This window comes from Marinilactibacillus kalidii (assembly GCF_017599325.1).
Classification (GTDB): Bacteria; Bacillota; Bacilli; order Lactobacillales; family Carnobacteriaceae_A; genus Marinilactibacillus; species Marinilactibacillus kalidii.
The window spans coordinates 80,630-107,300 of record NZ_JAGFVM010000037.1; the positions used below are offsets into that span (position 1 = coordinate 80,630).

The window sequence follows — 26,671 nt, forward strand, 5'->3', positions numbered from 1 at the left end:
GTGCATTTACAAAATTGATTATAGCGAAACGACAGATGGTTCCATAGCTTCTTTTGGAACGCCAAAGAAGTAGGTAGCAATGAAGCCGCCAGTATAAGCTGCTAGTAGACCGAGTACATAAACCCACCATAAGTTATTGACGATCAACGGAATTAGGGCAACACCACTAGGTCCAATCGCACTGGCTCCAACACCGCCAAATAAACCAATGACAGCACCACCGATTCCGCCACCAATACAAGCAGTGATAAAGGGTTTACCAAGTGGTAAGGTTACGGCATAAATCAACGGTTCACCAATACCAAGAATACCAACCGGTAAAGCGCCTTTAATCATGGTAACAAGCTGTTTGTTTTTACGTGCTCTGACAAGTAAAGCAAGTGCTGCACCTACTTGCCCAGCACCCGCCATCGCAAGAATAGGTAGTAATTGAGTCGAACCTGTTTGTTCGATCATTGTTACATGAATAGGCGTAAGGACTTGATGTAGTCCAAACATAACCATTGGTAAAAAGAGAGACCCAAGAACAAATCCTGCAAAAGCACCTCCGACACCTAATATCCAATTGATCATACCAACAAGATTAATAGAAACAAATCCAGCCAATGGCATGATTAAGAAAATAGTCGCCAACCCAATGATCAATAAGGAAATGGTTGGTGTTACGATAATATCGATCGAATTTGGGATGACTTTACGTAGTTGTCTTTCGAGCAAGGACATTAGCCAAACTGCCAAAATAACACCGATAATCCCACCCTGATTGGCTATTAGCGGTTCACCGGTAAAGATATTTGGTAATGGAAGCTCAGGGGTTACGCCAGTTAAATAAACAACTCCACCAATGATACCGCCTAATCCTTCTGTACCTTTAAATACTTTAGCTGCATTGATTCCGACATAAATATTTAAATAAGCAAAAAGTCCTCTTTGGATAATTCCAGCCACTAAAACAAGGTATTCCCAATGATTGCCTGAAATGGTTTCTGCTTCTAACATATTTGAAAAGACCGATGCAATACCGCCGATAATCCCTGCACCCACAAAAGCAGGAATTAGTGGAATGAAAATACTCGCAATGGTTCGTAATATTTTTTTGAAGAGAGATTGAGGATTGTGTTTTCCTTTTTGAGCCGCTTTATTTTCGGCAGCTAATTGATCCAAATTCTGTGTATCTTTTGAAAATAAAGCTTGATCTTCAGAGGGAGTAGATTCTTCACCTACAGATAGATTAGCCATTTCACCCATTTCGTTAGCGACCTTTGCTGCAAGACCAGGTCCAAGTATGATCTGATAAGTATCCTCTTCCACTGTTCCGAGAACACCATTTATTTGTTTGACTTTCTCATCATCGACTTTAGCATAGTCTTTGATGTCGATACGGACACGTGTCATACAGTTGATCAGTGTATTGACGTTTTGCATGCCACCAATTTGCTCGTATATTTCAGTAGCGATTTTCTTCTCATCGTGTTTTGCCATGTGTATCTCCTCCTTATGTTAATTGTATGTATTACCTCTACAATACAATCGTATCAGATTTGACAATAAAATCAATGAAAATTATTTCATTTTTATATATGTTTAATGAAATAAAATTTCGAAACGATATAAGCTTTTAACGATACTTTCTAAAGTGAAGTAGGGGTTGAAGGTTAGAATCTTCAGTGTGAAACGAATAGGACTATGCTATACTATCTTTAATAAAAAAGGATTGTTGGGGGAGAAAACTTTGAAGTTTAATGAATATCAATATGAGCGTCCAAATTTTGAATCTTATAAAATGAATGCTCAGAAAATTATTCGTACTATTCAAGAAGCTGAGACCGTAGAGCAGGTAATTGAAGCAATAGAGAAAATGTCAGCACAGATGTCTTCAATCGAAACAATGATGAATATTGCATCCATTCGCTATTCTATTAACACAAAAGATGACTATTATGAAAAAGAAGACAAGTACTGGAATGAGCAGTCACCGCTTTTCCAAGAAATAGATACAGCATTTTATAAAGCTGTCATTGATTCTTCTTATTATGAAGCAATCAAAGAACATTTTCCTAAGACATTTATTCAAAATATGCAGTTTGAATTGGACGCTTTTGATTCATCTGTGATTGCCTTGCTGCAAAAAGAAAATCAGTTGAGTAGTGATTATCAAAAACTGATTGCTTCAGCAGATATTGCCTATGATGGTAAGCAACTGAATCTCTCTCAATTTGGACCGTATCTCCAAGATACAAATCGCTCGACTCGTAAAACGGCTTCTGATGCACAGTGGGGATTTTTCGAAGAAAACGAAAAAACCTTTGATGACATTTACGATCAGCTTGTCAAAGTAAGAGATCAAATCGCGAAAAAATTAGGGTTTAAAGACTTTGTCGCTTTATCCTACGTTAGAATGAAACGATACGATTACGATCGTGAAATGGTAGAAGTTTACCGTAAACAAGTGCTTGATTATGTTGTACCAGTAACGACTAAGTTATCTGAACGACAAGCAGACCGCATCGGTATCGCGGAAATGAAACATTATGATACACCGCTTCAATTTTTAAGTGGAAATCCTGTTCCACAAGGGGATCCGGAATATATTATTGAACAGGGTAAGAAAATGTATCATGAATTATCAGAGGAAACAGGGGCTTTTATTAACTTTATGTTTGATAAAGAACTAGTCGATTTGCTATCAAAAGAAGGTAAAGCAGGCGGAGGCTACTGTACGTATATTCCGGATTATGCCTCACCATTTATCTTTGCTAACTTTAACGGTACTTCTGCCGATATTGATGTATTGACACACGAAGCAGGGCATGCGTTACAGGTTTTTGAATCACGTTGGATTAAACAACCTGAAATTGTTTTTCCTACCTATGAAAGTTGCGAAATTCATTCAATGAGTATGGAATTCTTTACTTACCCATGGATGGAACTGTTCTTTAAAGAGCAAACTGAAAAATACAAATTTGATCATTTAAGTAGTGCGCTTCGTTTCTTACCTTATGGTGTCCTCGTGGATCACTTCCAACATGAAGTATATGAGAATCCTGAATTCACGATTGAAGAAAGAAAAGCAGTTTGGCGAAAACTTGAAAAAATGTATTTACCTGAACGTGATTTTTCAGAGAGTGACTTCTTGGATAAGGGAACTTTCTGGTACCGTCAAGGTCATATTTTTGAATCGCCTTTCTACTATATCGATTACACGTTAGCACAAATTTGTGCATTACAGTTCTGGAAACGAGCATTGATCGATCAAGATGATACCGCTTGGGATGACTATATGGCAATTTGTAAAGTAGGGGGAACGCAAAGCTTTTTAGAAATCGTCAACACAGCAAATTTGCGTTCACCATTTGAAGAAGGCTCTTTGAGTGACGTGATTCAAGCGATTGAAGTAGTATTAGATCAAGTAGACGATAAAGCACTTTAGTATAAGTAAACATAAAAAGCGTAGAACGTTTTCCAAAAAAGGGAAATCGTTCTACGCTTTTCTTACTTTTCTAAATCCGAATCGATATGAGATAAGGTTTCCTCAAGAGTAGTTGTTTTATTCAACTTTTGATCCAGTTCAGTATGAAGTGCTGCTAACTCTTCTTCTAAATCATCGATTGAGCGATAAGCTTCGGATAATTTAGATTCGACACTTGCAGTGTCAATGGATTCATTCGTAGCTTCTGAGCTTATACCATGTAACATCCAAGGTGAGGATAGTTCAAATGGATGTGTTGCCGGCAGAAAAGCTGCTTCCTCATTGGTAAAATCCATCCATATAACGGTATCAGGTAGTGTCTCCTTGACCGCTTCAAAAAAAGAGTCAATCGTCTTCCATAAATTAGGCTGTTCAATAAAGTCACGCCATGGATAGATCACGTGTAAATAATGGTCGCCTTTATCTTCTTCGGTTAAGATAACAAAGCGTGTTTGGTCTTTGTTTTCATAAAACGACCATTTTGTTAATAAAGCATCAGTAAACAGATTTTCTGATATTGGGAAAGGATAGTATGCTTCAAAAGGGAAGACTTTCTTTGGAAATGTTTCGTTTAGGTACGTCCGTTTTAACCATTCTCGTTTACGGCCCAGGTCGCTTAAGAGATACCACTCTTCAGCTTCTTCTGATAGAAAAGAGGAGAGATCTACCGCTTTTGCACCATAGAGTGTCACCACATGAGGAAGCCCAATTTTGCTGAGTACCTTTTGTGCAGGTTTGTTATGTTTTTCAGTATTAGCACCGACAAATTCTACATTTGGAACCTGTAAAGCTTGTTGCTTGGTGTAATCAAGAATAGTGGTCGCATGATTTTGTCCACGGTAGCGTTTATCGCTTCTTAAACGCCCTAGCATGACAAAGTGATGAGAAAATACGCTGTAACCGGCGGTGCTGACTAATTGTCCGTCAACAAATAATCCATACAACCTATTTTCACCATCAGTTAAACTAGGAAATATTGGAAGCATATAATCTTCTTCAAGTCCTGTTTGCATCGACTTGTACTGAGCCAAGTCCGATTTATTTAATTGTCTAATCTCTTTATTCACCAGCTATGCCTCCTGATTGTCCAAACGTTTTTGCGCGGCAAGCTGATATCCAGATTGTTGATATCCTTGCTTTAAATACATATTTTTAGGTGTGTCATCACCGTCAGCCACAAGAATGACGTGCTTTTCCTGTTGGATCGCTAATTGCATGACTGCTGATTGAAGTTTCGTAGCGACGCCTTGATGTCTAAAGGACTCTTTAACGAATAAATCATCAATTTCTATATGTTTAGAACCGACAATGGCAATCAAAGAACCCGCAGGTACGCCATCGATATAAGCAAGTAGTAGATGGCTATTTTGATCATCCAGCACCATATCAAATAATTGCTGCTTCGTTTCTGCGAATGCTGTGCCATAGTTCAAGTCCTGAGGATAATTTAATCGCTTGAAATCATCTAACGTTGTTTGATCGATAGTGATGACTTCTATAGAAGAGACAGGACTTCCCTTGAAATCACGTGGATCAATTTCAAGTAGCTCTAGCATTTCGATTTCATAGCCTTCTTGCTCGAAATAGCTAACGATTTCAGGTGTGAATCCTTTATCTTGTGGCCAGAAGAATTTTAGATGCTGAAGTCCTTCATCTTCGTGAAAAGTCAATTGCATTTCTTCAATGAGCTCAAATTCTGCTAGAGAAGGCTGATAAGAGAGTAAGAAGAAATTTGAGTTATACCGGCCAGGAAGTAAAGGATTGAAGTACTGTTTGAAAAATTCATTTTCATCAATTAAATGACTATAGTGGTTAATATGGTCGAAAGTAAACAAAACCATCACCCTTTCTTGAATAAAGTAGACGTTTATCCTTTGTTTAACGTTATCAGCCGACTAAATAAGGATAGAACAAGTTACAGTATACGTGAATTCTATCTTTTCATAAAGAGATTAAGTAAAAGTTGTATATTCATGAACTTATATGCTTAAATAACCATTTATATAACGTATGTAATCTAATTACATTCTTATTCAATCGAATATTTGGGTCGGTTTATAGCTGATAAGCGAGCTTTTCATAAGATGTATTAAACAAATGATGGTTATGCTATTGAAATAAATGATGGAAAACTTTCATGACAGTTATGAAAAGCCTTTATTCTATAAGCATTTTCAAATATTTTGGTTGTTATGTCGGACTTACCGAGTCTATCTAGTACTACTTTTACAGTTCATTATGTTAGAATTAAAAAAGAAAAAATGATTATCAGATTAAATATACATAATTGCATATTTATGATAATATTTTACAAATTTATTCTAAGGAGTGAAATAGAATGAAAATAAGATCATCAATCTTGTGGCTTTCGTTACTAACAGTCCCTACATTATTAGCGGGATGTGGAACAGGTGGATCAGAATCAAGCTCAGCACCTACTGATTCAGATAGTGGAGTTGAAGGTGGCGTAGTTACCATTGATTTTTTTAATCAAAAACCAGAAATAACTGCACAACTTGAAGAACTAGCAGCGATGTATGAAGAACAATCTGATGGGAATACAGAAGTAACCATCACAACTGTCGGTAGTGGAGAAGGATCAGCTGCTTTACAAGCACGCTTTTCTTCTGGGGAAGAACCAGCGATGATGATGTTGGGGGGGCTACCAGAGGTTGAACGTTATAGCGATTCACTACTCGATGTAACAGACCTTGAGGTTTCCGACACGATTATTGACGGTATGTTAGAAGGGGGGACGATTGATGATGTTCCACTAGGTGTTCCTTTAAATATTGAAGGTTTTGGATGGATGTATAATCGTGAGATTTTTGAAGAAGCGGGTATTGACCCAGAAGCGATTAAATCCTACGACGATTTTGCTGAAGCAGTAGATACTTTAGAAAGTCAAAAAGAAGCTTTAGGATTAGAAGCTGTATTTGGATTTAGTGGTGGGGAAAATTATATTGTCAATCAGTTCTCAGCCAATTTCACGAGTCCAGAATTTAATGACAGTATCATCGAATCTTATGAAGCGACTGAATTGGATTGGACCTACGGCGATCAAATGAAAAAATATACCGATCTTTTCAATGAACATAATGTTCAACCAATTTTAACGGTAGACTATAGTCGTTCGGTTGAAGAAATGTTTGTTAATGATAAAGTAGCTATGGTGCATCAAGGGATTTGGATCGTACCGACATTGAATGATATTGATCCAGCATTTGCAAAAGAGAAACTTGGATTGCTTCCAGTTTATGGAGAAAATGATACAGAAGGTAAAATTATTGCTGGTGCACCGTTTTATGTAGGAATAAATAAAAATTTAGATGAAGCTGTTGTAGAAGAATCTAAAAACTTTTTAGATTGGATGTATTTATCCGACGAAGGTAGAGAAATGATTGTTGGAGACTTAGCTTTCGTACCAGCTCAAGAAGGTTATGAACCAAGCGATATTAAAGATCCAGTATCCAGTGAACTTTATCAAGCACTTCTTGATGGAGAGACGGGTGCTATGACACATAAACAATACCCTGACGGATGGTTTCAGCAAGTTCTTTATCCAGAATATCAGAAATATCTGACAGGTGAACAATCATGGGAAGATTTTGAAAATAATACAGCGGAAGCTTTTAAAGAAATGCGGTGATTAAATGCAAGGGAAGCATAATATGGCCTATTACTGGTTGTTTATTTTACCATCAGTATTAGCAGTATCAATCATTATTTTAATTCCACTTTTACTTGGGATTGGAACATCATTAACCAATTCAGATGGGTACGAGGCTACCTTCGTTGGTCTTGGTAATTATATTGATTTATTAAAAGATAGACAATTTTTAAATAGTTTATGGTTTACACTAAGGTTCTCATTTGTTGCTGTTATCCTCGTCAATGCGATTGGACTTGGATTAGCACTTTTGGTAACACAAAAACTCGGAAAATTTAGTACACTATTCAGAACGATATTCTTTATGCCTAACTTGATAGGCGGCATTATTCTAGGTTTTATCTGGCAATTTATCTTTGTCAGAGCTTTTGAAGGAATTGCTTCAGCTACAGGATTCAGCTTTTTCAGTGCTTGGTTGTCCGATTCAACGACGGGATTTTGGGGAATGATCATTGTGTTTTTATGGCAGATGAGTGGTTATATTATGATCATCTATATTTCGTTTCTAGCCAATATCCCTAAAGAACTCATTGAAGCTGGTTACATGGATGGCGCAAGTAACTGGAGAGCATTCTGGAGTATCAAGTTTCCGATGCTAGCACCAGCCTTTACGATCAGTTTATTTTTAACATTAGCGAACGCTTTTAAAATATATGATGTAAACTTGGCTCTGACAAATGGCGCGCCTTATGGATCAACTGAGATGGTTGCGATGAATATTTATAACACAGCGTTTTACCAGTATCAACAAGGATACGCACAGTCTAAAGCAATCGTGTTCTTACTCCTTATAGCTGCGATCTCCTTAACTCAAATCATGATTACACGGAGAAAAGAGGTTGACCTATAATGAGTTCAGTAAAAAGACATAAATCACTTGTATTATTAATGGGAACAATTTTATCATTGACTTGGATCTATCCATTTGTGATTATTCTTTTTGGATCATTCAAAAACAGATCTGAAATTTTCACGAATACATTATGGATTCCAAAAGATGTCATTACAGAAAATTATCCAAAAGCTTATGATAGTTTGGAATTTGCCAGTAGTTTCTTTAATTCCTTGCTCATCACAACAGTCAGCATCATTATCATTGTTATTTTTTCTTCAATGGCTGCTTATGCGTTAGCTAGAAAAAAAAGTAAAACTAGTAACATAATCTATTTTATGTGCGCACTGACGATGTTGATTCCTTTCCAGTCTGTCATGATTCCACTAGTCAGCATGTTTGGACAAGTTGACTTGTTAAATAGATTTGGGCTTGTCATTATGAATTGGGGCTTTGCAACAAGTATGTCAATTTTCCTCTATTATGGTGCGATGAGATCAATCTCTATATCGCTAGATGAAGCAGCCTATCTTGATGGTGGAAATCCTATTCAAATATTCTGGCAAGTGATCTTCCCGATATTGAAACCAACGACAGTAACCGTGATTATCTTGAATGCCATTAGGCTCTGGAATGATTTCTTGTTACCATCACTGGTTGTTAATAAAGATGGCATGCGTACGATTCCATTGAGAATGTATTATTTCTTTGGTGAATATACAGTTCAGTGGGAGCTTGCACTCGCAGGATTAGTGCTTGCGATCATCCCAATCATTATTCTTTATATCTTTCTTCAAAGATATATCGTCGAAGGCGTTACGGAAGGTGCGACGAAATCTTAATAAATACTCAAACAAACAACACAATGCAGAAACTTGCATTGTGTTGTTTTATCTTTCAATCTATTAAGGTCTATGAAGATTCTGTCAAAAAGTGTTCACGGTTATATTTTCATTTAATCCTAAAAGAAATGATACATGTACCCTGTATATCCTTACATAAAGGGCTTTTTAAGAGAAGTCCTTGTTCAAATTTTCGACAAACAATACAATTATATAACAAAATACCTAGTTATTTGTCACAAGAATAAAATCTTAAAAATCCCAGAAACATGATACGATTGATTCAGACATCAAGAGAGCAAGACGTGACCAAGTCACATACTAAAAAAAATTACAGGAGTCGTTAAAATGATTAAAAAGAAATTGTTTGCCGTAGTAGCTGCATCATGCTTAACATTACCAGCCTTCGCACCTACCCATGTAGCTGCATCTGAACGTATGGAAGAATTAAAAAAAGAGCAACGTGAGTTAAATGAAAAAAATAGTTCTTTAGATCAAGAAATTCAATCAAAAGATGAGCAAATGGGAAATCTCCAAGAAGAACGTACACGATTAGAAGAAGAAGTCAGTGGTCTTCAAAAAAACATTGATGAATTAGTCATCAATATTGATGAACAAGAAAAAGAAATTGAACGAATTGAAAAAGAAATCGAAAAACTGCAAGCTAATATTGAAAAATTAGAAAAGCAAATCGAACAAAGAAATGAACAGTTAGAAAATCAAGCAAGATCTGTTCAGACAGAAGGTAATGCTTCAGATATTATCGATATGGTTGTTTCAGCTGAGGACTTCTCAGATTTAATTGGCCGTATCGGAATGGTCTCTCAAATCGTTTCTGCTAACAAAACGATTATGCAAGCTCAAATCGATGATCAAGAAGCTTTAGAATCTGCCGAAGCTTCAATTAAAGAAGAACAAGAACAAGTGCAAACAGTCAAAGCGCAATTAGAAGTTGATCAAAATAATCTAATAGCACAGCGAGTAGAACTTGATGATAAAATTATCCAAGTAGCAGAACGCTTCGATATGACAGAAGAAGAAAAGGCTTCTTTTGTATCAGAACAATCACAAGTAGCTCAACGTACAAGTACGTTAAGTGCTGAAATGCAAGAAGAACAAGCGCGGATTATAGAAGAACAAAGAAGAATTCAAGAAGAAGAGCGTCTTGCAGAAGAAAAACGTCAGAGAGAAGAAGAAGAAGCATACCAACTAGCTGAAGCAGAACGAGTAGCTTCTGAACAAGCCGCTGCTGATAAAGCTGCAGAAGAAAATGCGGCAAGTCAAAGAGCTGCAGCTCGAGCAGAAGCTGAACAAAATCAAGCAGATCAAGTTCAAACTTCATCTTCTAATAAAGCAAGCACGCCAGCGCCTTCAAAACCAAGTGCACCAGCTCCGGCTGCACCAAGTACAAACGGTGGTTGGACTAGACCAGCTAGTGGACGAATTTCTTCTCCATTCGGTTATCGTATCCATCCAATCAGCGGTCAACGCAAGCTTCACAGAGGGATCGATATTGCTGGAGGCGGACCGATCGTTGCAGCAAAATCAGGTAAAGTTGTGACGGCTGCATTCAATAGTAGCTACGGTTACTACGTGAAAATCGATCACGGTGATGGAACAACTTCACTTTATGCACATATGCTTGCTGGCTTAAAAGTAGCTCCTGGTCAAAACGTATCACAAGGGCAACAGATTGGTGTGATGGGTTCGACAGGTGGCTCAACGGGTGTTCATTTACACTTTGAAATCACAGTTGGTGGACAATTAGTGGATCCTAAATCTTATATTGGTGGATAATTTCATTCAATAGTGAGCAAAAGCGTGTGACTACCAAAGTAGTCCACGCTTTTTTTGAATAACAGCCAATTGAAATAGGCGGTCATGCTAGTCTTAAATTATGGTAAACTGAAATTATCAGTGAGTGAGAGGATAAAATAATGGAAAAAATTGAATCAACAAAAAATACAAAAGTTAAACAATGGAAAAAATTATTGACAAAAAAGGGTAGAACGAAAGCAAAACAGTACATTATAGAGGGTCATCACTTGATAGAAGAAGCATTCAAATCGGGTGCGTCCATTGAGTGTTTGATTATCAGCGATCATGTTGAATTGACTGAATGGATGAAACAAATCGAAACAAATGAGTATTTTGAAGTATCTGAAAATGTTGCTATGGCTTTATCAGAGACTGGAACGACTCAAGGTGTTTTTGCAGTAGTGGGTATCCCTGAAGAAGCTCGAATAGTAATCGATAAACCCTACTTATTTTTAGATGGTGTTCAAGATCCAGGAAATGTGGGTACTTTGATTCGTTCGGCAGATGCTGCAGGTTTTGGTGGCGTCGTGCTAGGAGAAGGTTCCGCAGATCTCTATAATCCAAAAACGCTGAGGTCTACACAAGGTAGTCACTTTCATATAGCAATGTACACTGGGATAATTGAAGAATGGATCAATCACTTCCAGACCGCTGAGTACAGTGTATATGGTACGGCTCTAGATGAGCGAGCTGTCAGTTATCTTGGAGAAAAGCAACATCAACCCTTTGGGTTAATCGTTGGTAACGAAGGTGCCGGTGTAAGAGCGGCGTTATTAGAGCTGACAGACAAAAATCTTTATATTCCCATTAAAGGGCAAGCTGAATCGCTAAATGTTGCTATTGCGGGTAGTATTTTGATGTTTTCTCTCTATCAATAAACAACCAATTATAACGGAAATTTGACAATTTTCGTTATTTTAAGTTTTAAGCTCTTTTTAAAGGTGTAAAACCTTTTAATTGGGATTGTTTAGGAGTAAAATATGGAACATAAGCTGAAAACAGCGTAAGTAAGAAGACGCTGATCAAACTTTGAGGGTAACTTTAAAGTACGGCACAAAGGAGACGTTTCATGGAATTTGTTCAATCTATCTGGGAGCAAGATCTAGAATATGTAGCTTTAATTGAAGATTTAATTAAAAATGAAGAATTACTTAAACTTGAAGCCATTACACACCATCACTACACGACACGCCTGACTCATTCTATTTTTGTTTCTTATGTTAGTTACCGTATAGCAAAAAAAATGAATCTAGATGTAAGAGCAGTTGCGAGAGCAGGACTCCTTCACGATTTCTTCCACGAAGATAGAGAAGAGATTGCTGCAATGGAAATGGGCTCACATAACTGCGTGCATCCAAAAATCGCTGTAGAGAATGCAGCAAAAATAACACCACTGAGCGAGCTAGAAAAGGATATCATCTTGAAGCATATGTTCTTATGCTCTAAAGTTGGTTTGCCTCGCTATAAAGAAAGTATGATTGTGACTTGCGTGGATAAATATTGCGCAATCAACGAAGTCTCTCAGCCATTACGCGAAAAAACGAAAGCTAAATTTGCAGTTTGGATTTCTAAAATCCGATTAGTGCATGCATAAAATACAAAATAAGAGCAAAAGCCATTGGCTTTTGCTCTTATTTTGTATTTATTCACTCAACAGTCCAAAACAATCATGTCTTTTTCTTTTATCAATACTTTTGCAGGTTTCTCACTGAAGTGCACTTATGCCCTGAAATAAGCGATAACGGTTGAAAATAAAAAAAGGATAAGGTATCGTTAAATGTGACTACTGTCTTGAAATAGATGACGTAATCGGCTATGATAAATTGTCGATGGCAATCTGATCGTTCAATGAATAAAAATGATTGAATGACATGCTAACAGCATGTCTTTAAGGTAGTATCCGATCTAGTGAATTTGGAGGTGAGGCAAATGGATGCCAGTCCCAGTTTCTTGTCAATAAGTAAAAGCATACGAAAAAAAGATGCCTCCAAAGGTATACACAGACAAGGATGATTAAGAATGGAATTTATTAAGAATAGTAAAAAAGAACACTATGAGCAGATTTTTTCTGCAGCTAAGCGAGATGACCGTGAAGCATTTAGAGATTTATTTTTGAAACTGCATGACCGTGATCAACATGAAATTTTTCATTTACTTTATCCAGAAAAAAAAAGTAAGATTTCTCATTTTCTAGATCCAGAAGAATTTTCCGAAATTTTCGAATGGATGGAAACGGAAGACCAAGAAGCAGCAGTCCAATATCTACCTGATGAGTATATGGCTAAAGTATTTAATCACATGGCCGCAGACGATGTCGCGAACTTTTTAACAGAAAGTGAAGATACAGACAATCAGACATTATTATCGATGATGGATAGCCGTGAAAGTGAACGTGTTAGAGAAATTCTGTCATATGCTCCAGAAACAGCTGGATCGATCATGACGAAAGAATTTATTAAAATAAATTATAAGTTACACGTTAAAGAAGTCATCGAGAAGCTAAGAAGTATTGGAAAGAAAGCAGAAACGATTTACTATCTTTATGTTGTAGATGAAAAAGATCGATTGATGGGCGTTTTATCTCTTAGAGACTTGCTGCTTTCGCAAGAAACGGAAACTGTTGAGAATATCATGTTCAGCCAGGTTGTCTCTGTCAAAGTAGATGAGGATCAAGAAAATGTAGCTAGAGTCATTCAAGACTACGATTTATTAGCACTACCTGTTTTAGCTCATGATGGATCAATGTTAGGAATTGTTACCGTTGATGATATCATGGATATTTTAGAAGACGAAGTAACAGAGGATTTTAATGATTTTGCGGCGATAAAAAAAGGTACAGACGATAGGAAATTAACACCTTTCAAAACTGCTAAAGCGAGAGCGCCTTGGATCGTCATCTTATTATTCTTAGGAATGATTACAGGAAGTTTGATCAGTTTCTTCGAAGAAACCCTACAATCAGTTGTATTGCTTGCAGCCTTTATTCCAATGATTATGGATACTGCTGGGAATGTAGGAACACAAGCACTAGCTGTAGCAGTGCGTAATTTGACGATTGAAGATGAGCAAGATAAAGTGAGTTTATTTCAAACAATCAAAAACGAGCTCGGTGCAGGTATATTAATTGGTATTTTAGCAGCAGTTGTAGTGAGCGGAATCGCATTCGTTCTACACGGAAATGCTGTATTAGCTTTGATTATTAGTGCCTCTATGTTGTTAACAGTAAGTGCATCAACGGTTATTGGAACAGTTATTCCGGTAATTATCAATAAATTTAAAATTGATCCAGCAGTTGCATCTGGCCCATTTATTACAACAATTAATGATTCTTTAGGTTTGTTTATTTACTTTTCAATTGCAACACTTTTCTTAGAACATCTGTAAAGAATCGTTAAAAGGATATGTCAATTTTTCAACTTTTTTGTAGATTTACTTACAAAAAGTTCCTATTGATGATATACTGTTGTTGTTTGAAAGTAGAGGTGAACATACATGATTGAAGCAACACAAAATAAAATTATTTGTCCAAAGTTTGAGCAAACTTTTTCTATTCTTGGAAAGAAATGGACAGGGCTTATTATTGATGTTTTATTGGATGGACCTCGTCGTTTCAAAGATCTTTCGGAATCGATTCCTGATGTAAGTGATCGTGTGCTAGTAGAGAGACTAAAAGAACTCGAACAAGCCGACATCGTTACCAAGAATCTTGACGAAGATTGTGAGCTAAGATCCGGATATTGTCTAACAACTAAAGGATTAGCGCTTGAAAATGTGATGAGAGAAGTACAAGGCTGGGCAGATCAATGGATCAGTGCAGAAGAATGTCAAAAAACATTAAACAAATAAATGAACAAATTTTATAAATGAACGCTTTTGTTGGAAAAGAGTAACACAGTAGACTATCTCAGAGATCGAATGTCATTGGCTGTAAGCATTCGAATAATAAACTGTGTGAAGTTCACTTCCGACATTCAAAAGGATTTTAATTTGATTCTTGTCTTTTTGAAGAAGTAGATTTCGATGTTTAACAGAAATCTCGGTATGCGCCGTTATGCAGAGTGTAAAACTAGCAATCGTTAGTTTTGAACAAGGGTGGTACCGCGTGTTGACCTCGTCCCTATTAGGGAAGGGGTCTTTTTTTTGACTAAAAATAGATACATAACTAAAGGAGAGAGAAGATGGATTTAAAGAACAGATTATCAGAAATTGCAGAAACAGCCTCTACTGAGTTTGCCAACACACACTCAATGGAAGAATTAGAAACGTTAAGAGTAACGTATCTAGGGAAAAAAGGTAAATTGACACAAGTATTAAAAGGTATGAAAGACTTGAGTGCTGAAGAGCGTCCAGTTATTGGTCAACTAGGAAATAAAGTAAGAGATGAAATTACTAGTCAACTTTCAGAGAAAAAAGCGCTACTTGAAAAAGCAGCCTTGGATAAACGTTTGTCTGAAGAAACGATTGACGTGACATTGCCAGGCGTGAAACCGAAAAAAGGTCAAGGACACGTTATCACGCAAATCATGGAAGAAATTGAAGATTTGTTCCTAGGTATGGGTTATCAAATCGTTGAAGGAAATGAAGTGGAAGAAGACTATTACAACTTTGAGCGTGTTAATCTTCCGAAAAATCATCCAGCACGCGATATGCAAGATACTTTTTATATTACGAATGAAGTATTGATGCGTACACACACTTCGCCTGTTCAAGCGCGGGCTTTAGAGACCCATGATTTCTCAAAAGGACCACTTAAAATGATCAGTCCAGGTAAAGTGTATCGTCGAGATACAGATGATGCGACACACTCTCATCAGTTCCACCAAATTGAAGGACTTGTCATCGACAAACACATTACAATGGCAGACTTAAAAGGTGCATTAGAAGCGTTAGCTAAGAAAATGTTTGGAGAAGATCGTGAAATTCGATTACGTCCTAGTTATTTCCCATTTACTGAGCCTTCTGTAGAAGTAGACGTTAGCTGCTTCAAATGTGGCGGAGCAGGATGTAGCGTATGTAAGCAAACGGGCTGGATTGAAATATTAGGAGCAGGTATGACGCATCCAGAAGTGCTGAGAATGTCTGGAGTAGATCCAGAAGTATACGGCGGATTCGCCTTTGGAATGGGACCTGACCGCATCGCTATGCTGAAGTACGGTGTAGAAGATATTAGAAACTTCTATTTGAACGACCAACGATTCTTAGAACAATTCAAGGTGAAAGGATAGGATAAAATGAAAGTATCATACAACTGGTTATCAGATTATTTGAATTTAGAAAAAACAACGCCTGAAGCGTTAGCGAACCAAATCACTTTGACGGGGATCGAAGTTGATAGTGTCACTGAAATGGGTCAAGGACTTAAAAATCTTGTGGTAGGTGAAGTGAAGTCGATTGAGAAAATGGCAGACTCTGACCACTTAAATATTACACAAGTAGATGTAGGGGAAGCTGAGCTCTATCAAATCGTCTGTGGTGCACCTAACGTAGACAAAGGATTAAAAGTAATTGTAGCTTTACCTGGAGCTAGATTACCAGGTAATTTTAAAATCAAGAAAAGCAAACTTAGAGGACATGTTTCAAATGGTATGCTTTGCGCGTTGGACGAATTAGGATTCTCAGAATCCGTCATTCCTAAACGAGCAGAAGATGGGGTGTATTTATTACCGGCTGATGCTGTAGTCGGTGAAAATGCCCTGTCTTATATCGGACTGGATGATGCACTGATCGACTTAGATATTACACCAAATAGAGCAGATGCAATGAGTATGCGCGGTGTAGCATTTGAAGCGGGCGCAATTTTATCACAAGTACCTACTTTTGAAACCGTTGAGATCGTTGAAGATCAATCGAGTAAAATAGCTGATTGGATCAGTGTATCAGTAGCTGACAAGACAGATTCCCCTTACTATAAAACACGTATTGTCAAAGAAGTGACCGTGCAAGAAAGTCCGTTGTGGTTACAACGTAGATTGATGACTGCTGGTATCCGACCAATTGATTCTGTTGTAGACGTAACCAACTATATCATGCTTGAATATGGTCAACCGATGCACGCATTCGACTATGATGCTATAGGCACGAAAACACTGCATGTCAGAAGAGCGAAAAAAGAAGAACAAATGATTACCTTAGACGGACATGAAAGAAGCTTAACGACTGATAACCTTGTTGTAACGAACGGTGAAAAACCAGTAGCGCTAGCAGGTGTCATGGGTGGTCAGAACACACATGTGACGGAAGGGACGAAAACAGTCGTCTTGGAGTCAGCTGTTTTCGAATCTTCGCTCATTCGTAAGACTGCCCAATCATTAAATTTACGTAGCGAGTCTAGCTCAAGATTTGAACGAGGATTGAATTTGGGAACGATTGAAACTGCACTAGATCATGCTGCAGCATTAATGGCTGAAATTAGTAATGGAACAATTGTCTCTGGTATCGCAGACGCTGGTTCTGCTGAACCTACTGAAAAAACGGTATCGATTACGGTTGAAAAGATCAATCATTCTTTAGGAACAAATCTTTCAATTGAAGAAGTAGCCTCTATTTTTACACGTCTACAGTTTGATTATCAGCTGATTGAAGACCAATTTAACGTTACGGTTCCTTTAAGAAGATGGGATATCGCTATTGAAGCTGATTTATTAGAAGAGGTTGCACGTATTTATGGCTATAACAAAATACCTTCCACGCTTCCAGTAATGGAATCAACACCTGGCGAGTTGGACGATAAACAGCGCCTTGTTCGCTATACACGTAGATTCCTTGAAGGTAGTGGATTAGCACAAACAATCAGCTATGCACTGACGACACCTGAAAAAGCCAAACGATTTAGTTTGAAAGCTTCTGAAACAACTGATTTGGATTGGCCAATGAGTGAGGAACACAAAACACTAAGACTGAGCTTAATTAGTGGATTACTTGATAACGCTGCATACAATACAGCGCGTCAAATAAAAGATAATGCCCTTTACGAAGTTGGACATATTTTCTATCACAATCCTGAATCTGCACTTCCTATCGAAGAAGAACATGTAGCCGGATTGATCACTGGATCACTGATGAATGAGACTTGGGCGAACAAAAAACAACCCGTTGATTTCTTTATGCTTAAAGGAATCGTTGAAGAGTGGCTAGAATCAATCGGTTTTAACCAAGTTATCGAATTTGTAGCGACGCAAACACAAGAAGACTTCCATCCTGGTAGAACAGCTCAAATTAAAATTGGTGAAAACATCATTGGTGTAATTGGTCAAATTCACCCAGCGATTGCACAAAATAATGACTTAGAAGATGTTTATGCCTTTGAAGTTAGTATCGATGCATTAATTGATGCAGATAAAGATCCAGTTCGTTATCAATCGATTCCTAAATATCCAGGCACTTCTCGCGATATCGCTTTGCTTGTAAAAGAAGAAGTTACGCATAATCAAGTAATTGAAACCATTGAAGAAAATGGTGGGAAATGGTTAAGAAATGTAAAACTGTTTGATCTATATCAAGGAGAGCATATTGAATCAGGTAAGAAATCGATTGCTTATTCACTAGCTTACTTGAATCCAGAAGCAACATTAAAAGAAGAAGAAGTAAATAAAGACTTTGAAAAAGTAAAACAAGCATTGATTGAAAAATTAAATGCAGAAATTCGTTAATAACCATTGAATGAAATAAAAAGAGTTGGCCCTATGTAGAGATACATTGGACCAACTCTTTTTCTATAAATCAGCTACTAGAAATTCAGTAGCTGATAGCGTTGAAAGCATCAAAAAATGAGTAATCCAATAGTAGAAGATGTAAATAATAAGCAATTGGTGCAAGATTGTCGCTTTCATGTTATTATAATAGAGAATTTGTATATCTAGGAGGCAGGTCTATGCCTGAAGAAAAGAGAAGATTCAAAGCGAAAATAGCTGGTGAAACCTACACAATCGTTGGTCCACGCTCAGAAGAACATATGAAAACTGTTGCGAAAACAGTAGATGAGCAGATGACCCAACTCAAAGAGATGACGAAAGGTCTCGATCCAGAAAAAAGAGCCATGCTAATGGCAATCAATGCTGTTTCTGATCAGCTTGAAACAAAAAAGAAAATGCTAAAGCTAGAAGAAAGAATAAAAGAACTGGAAAATGAACGTTCATAAAGTGACTCGATCGTTTGGCCATTAAGGAGCGTAAAGTATCATGGTATTAACATTAATCATCATTCTATTATTACTCATTTCCCTTTATAGTGGGGCAAGAAGAGGATTGATTCTTCAGTTAGTCTTAACGATTGGTTATTCGATTTCTTTTTATTTTGCCTTAAAGTACTATCAAGAAATCAGTGAGTATGTAAAATTACTTGTCCCGTACCCTAGTCCTGTATCTGCTACAGATAATCCCTTTGTTTTGTATGGTAAGGAAATAGTTTTCAACTTAGATCAAGCCTTTTATAATGGAGTAGGATTTGTAGGGATATTGCTTGTAGGCTGGATCGCCACACGCTTCATTGGGGGATTATTGAAGTTTATTACTGAAATCCCTATATTGAAGCAACTGAATGCAATCGGTGGTGCGATTATTGGCGTACTCGTGCAATACGTAGGAATCTTTCTAATCTTATTCTTACTGTCGGTAGTCCCTCTTGATATGATTCAAAATCAATTCGACGCTAGTCCAATTGCTAGAAAAATTGTCTCTGACACACCAGAATTATCGAGAAACGTATACGATTGGTGGGTCACGGAAGGCTTAGAAGAAGATATCGTAACTGAATAATTGTAAATTGAAATAGCATCAGGTAATTGAATAAAATGGTGTTGATCCAGTTTGCGTTGTTTCTAACGTGTAACTATCAACACCTTTTTTGTCGGTAATGAACGAAAATGAAATAGAAAGGCTTGATAGAATGAAGATGGAAATCGAAAAATCATTTAAGACACTCGATTTTCCTAAGGTAATGAACCAGCTTGCAACACATGCAGTTTCAAGCTTAGGAAAAGATAAAGTGCTGGCACTCTCACCTTCTTCGGACTATGAGGAAGTCAAGATAAGACAAGAAGAAACAGACGATGGTGTTCGCATAATGAAAATGAGAGGTGGTATTCCACTCTCGCCATTTATAGATGTCAGACCGCATTTAAAACGTGCCAATATAGGTGCTTCACTAAACGGACAAGAGATTGCTCAGATTGGGAAAGTCATTCGCAGTGTTCGAGAAATCAGCCAGTTTTTTGAGCAACTCAAAGAAGATGAAATCGAGCTGAATCAACTTTACAAAGTTACGAATCAGTTTGTATCATTAAGACCGCTTGAAAGAGCCATTGATGCCGTGGTGGATGAAGGTGGCTACGTCTTGGATGACGCTAGTACACAGTTAAGAAGTATTCGAACAGCGATTAAACGAACTGAGAGTAGTGTGCGCCAAAAACTTGAGAATATTGTTAGAGGAAGTCAAGCAAGGTTTTTAACAGATGCCATTATCACCATGCGAAATGACCGCTATGTCATTCCTGTTAAACATGAAAATCGGACAACTTTTGGCGGTGTTGTGCATGACCAAAGTTCGACTGGTCAGACGTTATTTATTGAGCCACAGAGTGTTGTCGATTTAAATAATCGATTAAAACAATATCAAAGTGAAGAACGTACAGAAGTGGAAAGAATTCTAGCAGAATTGACGAACGATATCATGCCGCATACAGAGGAGATCGCACAGAATATGACGGTACTCACGCTTTTGGATTTTGTGAATGCAAAAGCGAAGTATGCAAGAGAAGTCAAAGGTGTCAGACCTTTAATTAGTAAAGAAAATCATGTTTCTTTCTTGCAAGCGAGACATCCTTTATTAGAAGAAAAAGATGTTGTTGCAAATGATTTGATTCTTGGAGAAAATTATAAAACAATGATCATCACTGGACCGAATACTGGTGGTAAAACGGTCGCTTTAAAAACACTTGGATTACTTCAATTGATGGGACAGTCAGGCTTACAGCTTCCGGTAGAGGAAGAAAGTGTCATGGGTGTATTTTCTAGTGTATTTGCAGATATTGGAGATGAACAGTCCATTGAACAGAGTCTGTCGACTTTTTCTTCTCATATGACAAATATCGTTAATATTTTGAATAAAATTGATGAAAATAGTTTGATTTTGCTAGATGAACTTGGCGCCGGAACCGATCCTCAAGAAGGTGCAGCCTTAGCGATTGCGATGCTAGATGCAATAGCCGCTAAAGGAAGTTACGTGTTGATCACTTCTCATTATCCTGAACTAAAAGCCTATGGATACAATCGACCGCAAACGATCAATGCAAGTATGGAATTTGACGTTCAGACATTAAGTCCTACTTATCGTTTATTGATTGGGATTCCAGGGAGAAGTAACGCGTTTGAAATCGCCAAACGCTTAGGGTTAGCAGAACCGATTATCGATTCTGCTAGACAACTCATGAGTGGTGAAAGTCAAAGTGTCGATGAGATGATTCAAGATCTCGAAGCTAAACGCAAACAGGCTGATCAAGAAACTGTGCATGCGCGTAAAGAATTAAGAGATGCACAAAAAATCCACAATGATTTAAAAACGGCTTTTAGTGATTATGCTTCAGAAAAAGAACGACTCCAAGAAAAAGCAGAAGCAGAAGCCAATAAAATTGTTGAACAAGCTCAAAAAGATGCTAATAAAATCATTGAAGACCTTAGACAGAGACAACTTGAAGGACAATCGGGTGCGAATGTTAAAGAGCATGAGTTCATCGATGCGCAAACTAAATTGTCAAATTTAAGATCGGAAGAAGCAGCTCTTAAGAAAAATAAAGTGCTTCAAAAACAAAAACGCAAAAATGAGCGCAAAAATGAATTGAAAACAGGTGATTCAGTTCAAGTAGAGTCGTTAGGTCAAAAAGGAACGATTGTCGAGAAAGCCGGAAACAAACAGTGGGTCGTACAAATGGGTATGCTGAAGATGAAATTAGCTGAAAGTGATTTGACCCTCACACAAGCAGAGAAAGAGCCTAAGCAAAGTCGTGCGTCACTGAGATCTCATTCGGTTGGCTCGGTTTCTACGGAAATCGATTTGAGAGGAGAACGTGTAGAAGCAGCACTGAATCGCTTGGATCAGTATCTTGATCAAGCTATCCTTTCTAATTATCCCAAGGTAACGATTATTCATGGAATGGGGACTGGTGCAGTTAGAAAAGGTGTACATGAGTATCTTAAAAAGCATACCCAAGTGAAGACCTACTCGGATGCCCCTGCTAATCAAGGTGGTAGTGGGGCAACAAACGTTACTTTCAAATAAACAAATACGGATTTATGAAAAAAGGCGTATTGATTAGATTTTTTATCTAATCTTTGGTATACTGTTTTTGTTGCAATAAAACTTACTTTTTATAAGTTGATACTAGGAGGATTTTATTATGGTAAAAGAATTAACAGATAATACTTTTGAAGATCAAACAGAATCAGGACTAACACTCGTTGATTTTTGGGCTACTTGGTGTGGACCTTGTCGCATGCAATCACCAGTTATCGATCAATTAGATGAAGAATCAACTGGAGACGTTTCTTATTATAAAATGGACGTTGATGCTAACCCAGAAACACCAAGTAAATTTGGCATTATGAGTATTCCTACACTACTTGTTAAAAAAGACGGCGAAGTTGTGGAAAAATTAATTGGCTATCACAGTAAAGAACAAATTGAGTCTACACTAGCAAAACATAAGTAAGACTTAACCGTTACCGAGAAACAGTCCTTATTTAAGTGTTGTCCTGGATTGGCTAGTAAACTAGTCACTGTTCCAGAAACATTAAATAACGGACTGTTTTTTTAGTGCTAAAATTTCAAAGATTTATCGATTTTAAATGTGTCAGTTTTTCAACAGCGAATTCACAAATGAGGTCAATTTCTCCCAATGGGTATCAATTGTAAACGATTTGAGCTAAACTGAATGTAATGATATATGTACTTGGAAAATTGAGATAAATTCGTCCGGAGTATAACAAAGTTAATATAGTCCGATTTCGATTTTATACAACTTGTTATTTTTAAGCAAGTGATGTCCGTAATATGTCCACTTAGGGAAGAAACGGAGTGAGCAATAATGACCCAAAATAGAACCCTTAAGACCGAACTAGAAGATGCGTTGAAGTATGGCTATGTTGTTGAATGTAAAGATAAAACCGTGCATCTTTCAGTAGAAGCAAGGGATGTTTTCCGGAACGCCGATGATGAGATTGATTGTCCCTTGGATGTTGTACTGAGAAAGAATGACTATTCGTTACAAGATCTTATGTCTTGGGATGCTAGAGAAGTTAGGTTCATCCAATTTGATGATAATCATACTGAAATCACTCTAAATAGTGTATGTTTAAATGTAAACTTGTAGGACTTGATTAAAAAAACTGAATAGTATAATAATCAAGAGTTTTTGAAAATTAAGCTATGAACGCCTTAGCTTTATTTTTGAATACTTTTTTTTTGCTTAAATGACAAAACAAAAAAACCAATCCCTGTATGCGTCAAAGGACGATAAGGATTGGCATGATACTAATGATGCGTAAGTGGTTCGTTAGGATCAGTTTGTACATAAATTACAGCTTGATCTTTTTTTTCGTTTACTTCATAAATGGCCTCTGTAAAGATTTGATGAATTTCTTGATGTTGTTGAGCAAGAAACCCAGCTTCAAGTGAAAATGAAGCGACATTTCTATCTGTTAACCTTGCCGTTACAATTAGACCCGACAAGACATATTCTTTTTTATTTTTCTTCTCATTAGCTAAAGAAAGATGGCCAAATCCGTTATCCTCGAACAGCTGAATAAGAGACTGTTCATCGTCAACAATTGATGTTCTCGCTAATTCTTTTCCAGCCCAGTATAAAATATCATCCATTTCTTCACCTAATAGATTTGGAAGTAATTGCTCTCTAAGTAGCATCAAGGGCTTGATCTCTTTCATCTGATTCTCTTCTATCAAAATACTTTCACCTCAACGTAAACTATTTTACTTTCAGTATTATAACGTACATGCCTGAGCATTTCTAATAAAATCAAAAAATACACTGAGAAAATCATTTATTAATCTAAATTTTATGATACTTATCTAAATTTAAACATCGTTCTGCTTGCGATTTTTATGTAAAAAAGAGAAAATATAGTGTATCATTAAAATGACTTATTTAGATAATGAAGTTAAGAACAAAACGATACGAGATCGCCTGACTGATCAGCGTATGGTTTAAAAAGGTTGTCAGAATATGAAAAAGCAAGCAATCGGATTACTAGATTCAGGTGTTGGTGGACTCACCGTAATGAAAGAAGCAATGAAGCAACTACCAAATGAATCTTTTTACTATATCGGAGATACAGCTAGATGTCCATATGGACCAAGACCAAAAGAGCAAGTGAAAGAATTTACTTGGGATCTAACCAAGTTTCTATTAGAGAAAAACATAAAAATGCTTATTATAGCTTGTAATACGGCTACAGCTGCGGCTTTGCCCGAATTAAAGAAAGTGCTCGATATTCCTGTTATCGGCGTTATTCTTCCGGGTAGCCGCGCAGCGATCAAGACGACTCAAATGAATCGTATAGGAATTATTGGAACTGAGGGAACAATCCTTTCTGGAGAATATAAGAAAGCTATCACGAAAAAGCAAGCCAATACGTCTGTATTTAGTCAAGCATGCCCAAAATTCGTCCCTTTGATTGAAAGTAACCAATTTAGTAGCGCAATCGCTAAAAAGGTGGTTACGGAAAGTTTACAAGGATTACGTAAGCAAAAAGTGGATACACTTGTAATGGGGTGCACGCACTATCCATTACTAAGACCATTAATCCAGAACGTTATGGGAGATACAGTGACTTTGATTGATTCTGGTGCTGAAACGGTTAATGAAGTGAGTGTACTACTGGATTACTATGATATGGCAGAAGAAAAATCTGAACAACCCAACGAAAGAAAATTTTATACCACTGGTTCAGTCAATATGTTTAAAGAAATTGCATCTGACTGGTTGGAATTGAATGAGCTTGAAGTGGAACAGGTCTCCATAGCTAGATTGAAAGGAATTATAGATAATGAAAGAACCTAAACAAAAATATATTGTGATTGCGACTGAAAATAAAGGTAAAGCAGCAGAATTCAAGTCAATATTTGAAAAACAAGGATTAGAAATTCGTACGCTTCACGATTTTCCGGCATTGGAAAGTGTAGAAGAAACAGGTGAAACATTTGCTGAAAATGCCTTATTAAAAGCAGAAAGTATCGCTGAGTCTTTAAATACGATGGTTTTAGCAGATGACTCTGGGCTTAAAGTAGATGCACTGCATGGTCAGCCCGGGATTTATTCGGCACGATTTGCTGGAGAAGATAAAAATGATGCTAGAAATAATGCTAAATTATTAGGTGAATTGGCGGAATTACCTGAGAGCGAAAGAACAGCTCAGTTCCATTGTACGCTAGCTTTAGCGGCGCCGAATAAAGAGAGCATGACCATTGAGGGAGAACTAGAAGGTATCATTCTCGGGATTCCAAGAGGTCAAAATGGATTTGGCTATGATTCGTTGTTTTACGTTCCAGAAAAAGAAAAAAGCCTAGCAGAACTATCTCAATCTGAAAAGAATGAAATCAGTCATCGAGCAATTGCTGTTAGAAAACTGGAAAACGTTTTAGGTGAGTGGATTTCAAATTAATTCGAGGAGTGGAATCAATGAAATTATTAGCAGTAAGTGACAATCACGGTGATAGTTACTTAATGGAAGAAATTTTATCTATTTATTCAGAACAAATCAACGTATGGGTTCATTGCGGTGATTCGGAGTTCAGTGAACAAAACCCTTTATGGCAAAGTTATTATACCGTAAAAGGAAATATGGATAGAACAAATGCATTTCCAGATTCCAGAGTTGAACAATTTTATGATCATAAACTATTGATTGCTCATGGACATTTGCATAATGTTAAGTCGTCATTTGAAGATCTGAAAAAAGAAGCAGAAAAAGTAGATGCGCAATTTGTGTTTTATGGTCACACACATATTCCGAGAGTAGACAAGGTTGATAATATTTACTTTATTAACCCAGGAAGCTTAACACAACCAAGAGGGCCCATTAACAAAGGTAGCTATGCTATACTGGATATTGAAGGTAGTACAGGAGAGGTCAATTTTTATGACACAGATCACAATGCGATCCCTCAACTGTCACAGAAGATAACGTTATAAGCTGTTTACGGAATCTTTAAGAGAGTAGATCCGTCTACTCTCTTTTTATGTGCGTAGATGAATAGAAGACAACTATCACTATGTAGCATATGAAAAAGCTGATTATGTTAAATTTATCTAAGAATATTCTTTTAATTCGAAGAATGATTAGGGGATTAGCGTATATAAGCGTAAAATAATGTGTGGATAACAAAATTCACAAGGAGTGAAATTATGATTGGTGAGAAAATAAAGTCCTTACTAATTGATCAAGATCATCAACTCGTCAAACCGGCAGATCAAATTGCTGTCGTCGGCACTAAAAATCGTTTGAACCATGCTTTACTTTTACTTACAACGGATAAATATTCAGTAGTTCCTGTTATAGATGAAAAATCAAGAATGATGGGACTCGTCTCAATGCCTTCAATCATGCACGCGATTATGGAAATTGAAGATGTTCATTTTGAAAAGCTTGGAGAAATCAATGTAGAAGAAATAATGGAAACGGACTTTCCATTTGTCTATGAAGATTTCGAATTAGAAAATGTATTGCGAATGCTAGTTAATCATGCATTCATTACAGTAATCGACGAAGAAAAAACGTTCAAAGGAATTATTACGAGAAGCGAGATATTAAAAGGTACTAATCGAATTGCCCACGAATTTGAAAGAATATATGATGTAAAAGAAAAATCGCCATCAGAAGCAACAAGCTAAAAAAAAGAGGAAAAATCGTTTAAAACGATTTTTCCTCTTTTTGATTATTGGCTCTGTGTCAACTGGTGTTGGTAACATTAGTTACCCTTAAGAAGATCTATCGGTTTCATTCGATAGGTCTTCTTTTTTTAGGTTTCATTTT

General features: G+C 37.0%; 24 protein-coding genes. 20 read left to right on the plus strand and 4 right to left on the minus strand.

The annotated features are described in order from the left end of the window. Positions 1-18 precede the first annotated feature (18 nt). Positions 19-1,482, minus strand: a complete 1,464-nt coding sequence (locus J5J05_RS09310) for a PTS transporter subunit EIIC (RefSeq protein WP_208560411.1) — start codon at positions 1,480-1,482, stop codon at positions 19-21. A 250-nt stretch (positions 1,483-1,732) separates the two neighbouring features. Between J5J05_RS09310 and J5J05_RS09315 the strand changes: the two genes are divergently transcribed. Beyond that, the gene (locus tag J5J05_RS09315; RefSeq protein WP_208560412.1) at positions 1,733-3,430 is read left to right on the plus strand and encodes a M3 family oligoendopeptidase; all 1,698 of its coding nucleotides are present in this window, start codon (positions 1,733-1,735) and stop codon (positions 3,428-3,430) included. A 62-nt stretch (positions 3,431-3,492) separates the two neighbouring features. On the opposite strand, the gene J5J05_RS09320 is transcribed toward J5J05_RS09315, so the two are convergent. Then, a complete protein-coding gene (locus J5J05_RS09320) occupies positions 3,493-4,536 on the minus strand; it encodes a GNAT family N-acetyltransferase (protein ID WP_208560413.1) in 1,044 nt (347 codons plus the stop codon). Between the two features lie 3 nt (positions 4,537-4,539). Beyond that, positions 4,540-5,304, minus strand: coding sequence for a GNAT family N-acetyltransferase (locus J5J05_RS09325; RefSeq protein WP_208560414.1), 765 nt, complete (start codon positions 5,302-5,304; stop codon positions 4,540-4,542). A 503-nt stretch (positions 5,305-5,807) separates the two neighbouring features. Between J5J05_RS09325 and J5J05_RS09330 the strand changes: the two genes are divergently transcribed. From J5J05_RS09330 to J5J05_RS09400, 15 genes are all read left to right on the plus strand, one after another. After that, complete coding sequence (locus tag J5J05_RS09330; RefSeq protein ID WP_208560415.1) at positions 5,808-7,118, plus strand: ABC transporter substrate-binding protein; 1,311 nt, start codon at positions 5,808-5,810, stop codon at positions 7,116-7,118. 22 nt (positions 7,119-7,140) lie between these two features. Further along, complete coding sequence (locus J5J05_RS09335; RefSeq protein ID WP_244244697.1) at positions 7,141-7,989, plus strand: carbohydrate ABC transporter permease; 849 nt, start codon at positions 7,141-7,143, stop codon at positions 7,987-7,989. Then, positions 7,989-8,813 carry a carbohydrate ABC transporter permease gene (locus J5J05_RS09340; protein WP_208560417.1) on the plus strand — a complete coding sequence of 275 codons (825 nt, stop codon included), beginning with the start codon at positions 7,989-7,991 and terminating at the stop codon, positions 8,811-8,813. Before J5J05_RS09335 ends, J5J05_RS09340 begins: the two co-directional genes overlap by 1 nt. Positions 8,814-9,161: 348 nt before the next feature. After that, positions 9,162-10,610 (plus strand): peptidoglycan DD-metalloendopeptidase family protein, encoded by a 1,449-nt coding sequence (locus tag J5J05_RS09345; RefSeq protein WP_208560418.1) that lies wholly within the window; start codon positions 9,162-9,164, stop codon positions 10,608-10,610. 140 nt (positions 10,611-10,750) lie between these two features. Further along, entirely contained in the window at positions 10,751-11,509 is a 759-nt protein-coding gene (locus J5J05_RS09350; RefSeq protein WP_208560419.1) for a TrmH family RNA methyltransferase, read from the plus strand. A gap of 191 nt (positions 11,510-11,700) precedes the next feature. After that, on the plus strand, positions 11,701-12,225 hold the full coding sequence (locus J5J05_RS09355; RefSeq protein ID WP_208560420.1) for an HD domain-containing protein: 525 nt from the start codon (positions 11,701-11,703) through the stop codon (positions 12,223-12,225). Between the two features lie 425 nt (positions 12,226-12,650). Beyond that, positions 12,651-14,015, plus strand: coding sequence for a magnesium transporter (gene mgtE / locus J5J05_RS09360; protein WP_208560421.1), 1,365 nt, complete (start codon positions 12,651-12,653; stop codon positions 14,013-14,015). A gap of 111 nt (positions 14,016-14,126) precedes the next feature. Further along, positions 14,127-14,477 carry a winged helix-turn-helix transcriptional regulator gene (locus J5J05_RS09365; protein WP_341868519.1) on the plus strand — a complete coding sequence of 117 codons (351 nt, stop codon included), beginning with the start codon at positions 14,127-14,129 and terminating at the stop codon, positions 14,475-14,477. A gap of 332 nt (positions 14,478-14,809) precedes the next feature. Beyond that, positions 14,810-15,856 carry a phenylalanine--tRNA ligase subunit alpha gene (gene pheS, locus J5J05_RS09370; protein WP_208560423.1) on the plus strand — a complete coding sequence of 349 codons (1,047 nt, stop codon included), beginning with the start codon at positions 14,810-14,812 and terminating at the stop codon, positions 15,854-15,856. A 6-nt stretch (positions 15,857-15,862) separates the two neighbouring features. Then, complete coding sequence (gene pheT / locus J5J05_RS09375; RefSeq protein ID WP_208560424.1) at positions 15,863-18,280, plus strand: phenylalanine--tRNA ligase subunit beta; 2,418 nt, start codon at positions 15,863-15,865, stop codon at positions 18,278-18,280. 221 nt (positions 18,281-18,501) lie between these two features. Continuing rightward, positions 18,502-18,768, plus strand: coding sequence for a cell division protein ZapA (locus J5J05_RS09380; protein ID WP_208560425.1), 267 nt, complete (start codon positions 18,502-18,504; stop codon positions 18,766-18,768). A 40-nt stretch (positions 18,769-18,808) separates the two neighbouring features. Further along, positions 18,809-19,384: a CvpA family protein gene (locus J5J05_RS09385; protein WP_208560426.1), complete on the plus strand. Its 576-nt coding sequence runs from the start codon at positions 18,809-18,811 to the stop codon at positions 19,382-19,384. A 130-nt stretch (positions 19,385-19,514) separates the two neighbouring features. Further along, positions 19,515-21,902, plus strand: coding sequence for an endonuclease MutS2 (locus J5J05_RS09390; protein WP_208560427.1), 2,388 nt, complete (start codon positions 19,515-19,517; stop codon positions 21,900-21,902). Between the two features lie 118 nt (positions 21,903-22,020). Then, the gene (trxA, locus tag J5J05_RS09395; RefSeq protein ID WP_208560428.1) at positions 22,021-22,332 is read left to right on the plus strand and encodes a thioredoxin; all 312 of its coding nucleotides are present in this window, start codon (positions 22,021-22,023) and stop codon (positions 22,330-22,332) included. A gap of 375 nt (positions 22,333-22,707) precedes the next feature. Further along, a complete protein-coding gene (locus J5J05_RS09400) occupies positions 22,708-22,992 on the plus strand; it encodes a hypothetical protein (RefSeq protein ID WP_208560429.1) in 285 nt (94 codons plus the stop codon). A gap of 161 nt (positions 22,993-23,153) precedes the next feature. Here the strand turns inward: J5J05_RS09400 and J5J05_RS09405 are convergent, their stop codons facing one another. After that, positions 23,154-23,582 carry a DUF2507 domain-containing protein gene (locus J5J05_RS09405; RefSeq protein WP_208560430.1) on the minus strand — a complete coding sequence of 143 codons (429 nt, stop codon included), beginning with the start codon at positions 23,580-23,582 and terminating at the stop codon, positions 23,154-23,156. A gap of 280 nt (positions 23,583-23,862) precedes the next feature. Between J5J05_RS09405 and racE the strand changes: the two genes are divergently transcribed. The 4 genes from racE to cbpB all read left to right on the plus strand — a co-directional run bounded on the left by racE (position 23,863) and on the right by cbpB (position 26,529). Then, the gene (gene racE, locus J5J05_RS09410) at positions 23,863-24,699 is read left to right on the plus strand and encodes a glutamate racemase (RefSeq protein WP_208560431.1); all 837 of its coding nucleotides are present in this window, start codon (positions 23,863-23,865) and stop codon (positions 24,697-24,699) included. Then, positions 24,686-25,300, plus strand: a complete 615-nt coding sequence (locus J5J05_RS09415) for an XTP/dITP diphosphatase (RefSeq protein ID WP_208560432.1) — start codon at positions 24,686-24,688, stop codon at positions 25,298-25,300. Before racE ends, J5J05_RS09415 begins: the two co-directional genes overlap by 14 nt. Positions 25,301-25,317: 17 nt before the next feature. Then, on the plus strand, positions 25,318-25,830 hold the full coding sequence (locus J5J05_RS09420) for a metallophosphoesterase family protein (protein ID WP_208560433.1): 513 nt from the start codon (positions 25,318-25,320) through the stop codon (positions 25,828-25,830). A gap of 213 nt (positions 25,831-26,043) precedes the next feature. Continuing rightward, complete coding sequence (gene cbpB / locus J5J05_RS09425) at positions 26,044-26,529, plus strand: cyclic-di-AMP-binding protein CbpB (RefSeq protein ID WP_208560434.1); 486 nt, start codon at positions 26,044-26,046, stop codon at positions 26,527-26,529. Positions 26,530-26,671 lie beyond the last annotated feature (142 nt).

Bases quoted from the DNA above. Each gene is read 5' to 3' on its own strand.
- J5J05_RS09310 (WP_208560411.1), bottom strand. From the start codon at position 1,482: ATGGCAAAACACGATGAGAAGAAAATCGCTACTGAAATATACGAGCAA.
- J5J05_RS09330 (WP_208560415.1), top strand. From the start codon at position 5,808: ATGAAAATAAGATCATCAATCTTGTGGCTTTCGTTACTAACAGTCCCT.
- J5J05_RS09335 (WP_244244697.1), top strand. From the start codon at position 7,141: ATGGCCTATTACTGGTTGTTTATTTTACCATCAGTATTAGCAGTATCA.
- J5J05_RS09340 (WP_208560417.1), top strand. From the start codon at position 7,989: ATGAGTTCAGTAAAAAGACATAAATCACTTGTATTATTAATGGGAACA.
- J5J05_RS09345 (WP_208560418.1), top strand. From the start codon at position 9,162: ATGATTAAAAAGAAATTGTTTGCCGTAGTAGCTGCATCATGCTTAACA.
- J5J05_RS09350 (WP_208560419.1), top strand. From the start codon at position 10,751: ATGGAAAAAATTGAATCAACAAAAAATACAAAAGTTAAACAATGGAAA.
- J5J05_RS09355 (WP_208560420.1), top strand. From the start codon at position 11,701: ATGGAATTTGTTCAATCTATCTGGGAGCAAGATCTAGAATATGTAGCT.
- mgtE (WP_208560421.1), top strand. From the start codon at position 12,651: ATGGAATTTATTAAGAATAGTAAAAAAGAACACTATGAGCAGATTTTT.
- pheS (WP_208560423.1), top strand. From the start codon at position 14,810: ATGGATTTAAAGAACAGATTATCAGAAATTGCAGAAACAGCCTCTACT.
- pheT (WP_208560424.1), top strand. From the start codon at position 15,863: ATGAAAGTATCATACAACTGGTTATCAGATTATTTGAATTTAGAAAAA.
- J5J05_RS09380 (WP_208560425.1), top strand. From the start codon at position 18,502: ATGCCTGAAGAAAAGAGAAGATTCAAAGCGAAAATAGCTGGTGAAACC.
- J5J05_RS09385 (WP_208560426.1), top strand. From the start codon at position 18,809: ATGGTATTAACATTAATCATCATTCTATTATTACTCATTTCCCTTTAT.
- J5J05_RS09390 (WP_208560427.1), top strand. From the start codon at position 19,515: ATGAAGATGGAAATCGAAAAATCATTTAAGACACTCGATTTTCCTAAG.
- trxA (WP_208560428.1), top strand. From the start codon at position 22,021: ATGGTAAAAGAATTAACAGATAATACTTTTGAAGATCAAACAGAATCA.
- J5J05_RS09400 (WP_208560429.1), top strand. From the start codon at position 22,708: ATGACCCAAAATAGAACCCTTAAGACCGAACTAGAAGATGCGTTGAAG.
- racE (WP_208560431.1), top strand. From the start codon at position 23,863: ATGAAAAAGCAAGCAATCGGATTACTAGATTCAGGTGTTGGTGGACTC.
- J5J05_RS09415 (WP_208560432.1), top strand. From the start codon at position 24,686: ATGAAAGAACCTAAACAAAAATATATTGTGATTGCGACTGAAAATAAA.
- J5J05_RS09420 (WP_208560433.1), top strand. From the start codon at position 25,318: ATGAAATTATTAGCAGTAAGTGACAATCACGGTGATAGTTACTTAATG.
- cbpB (WP_208560434.1), top strand. From the start codon at position 26,044: ATGATTGGTGAGAAAATAAAGTCCTTACTAATTGATCAAGATCATCAA.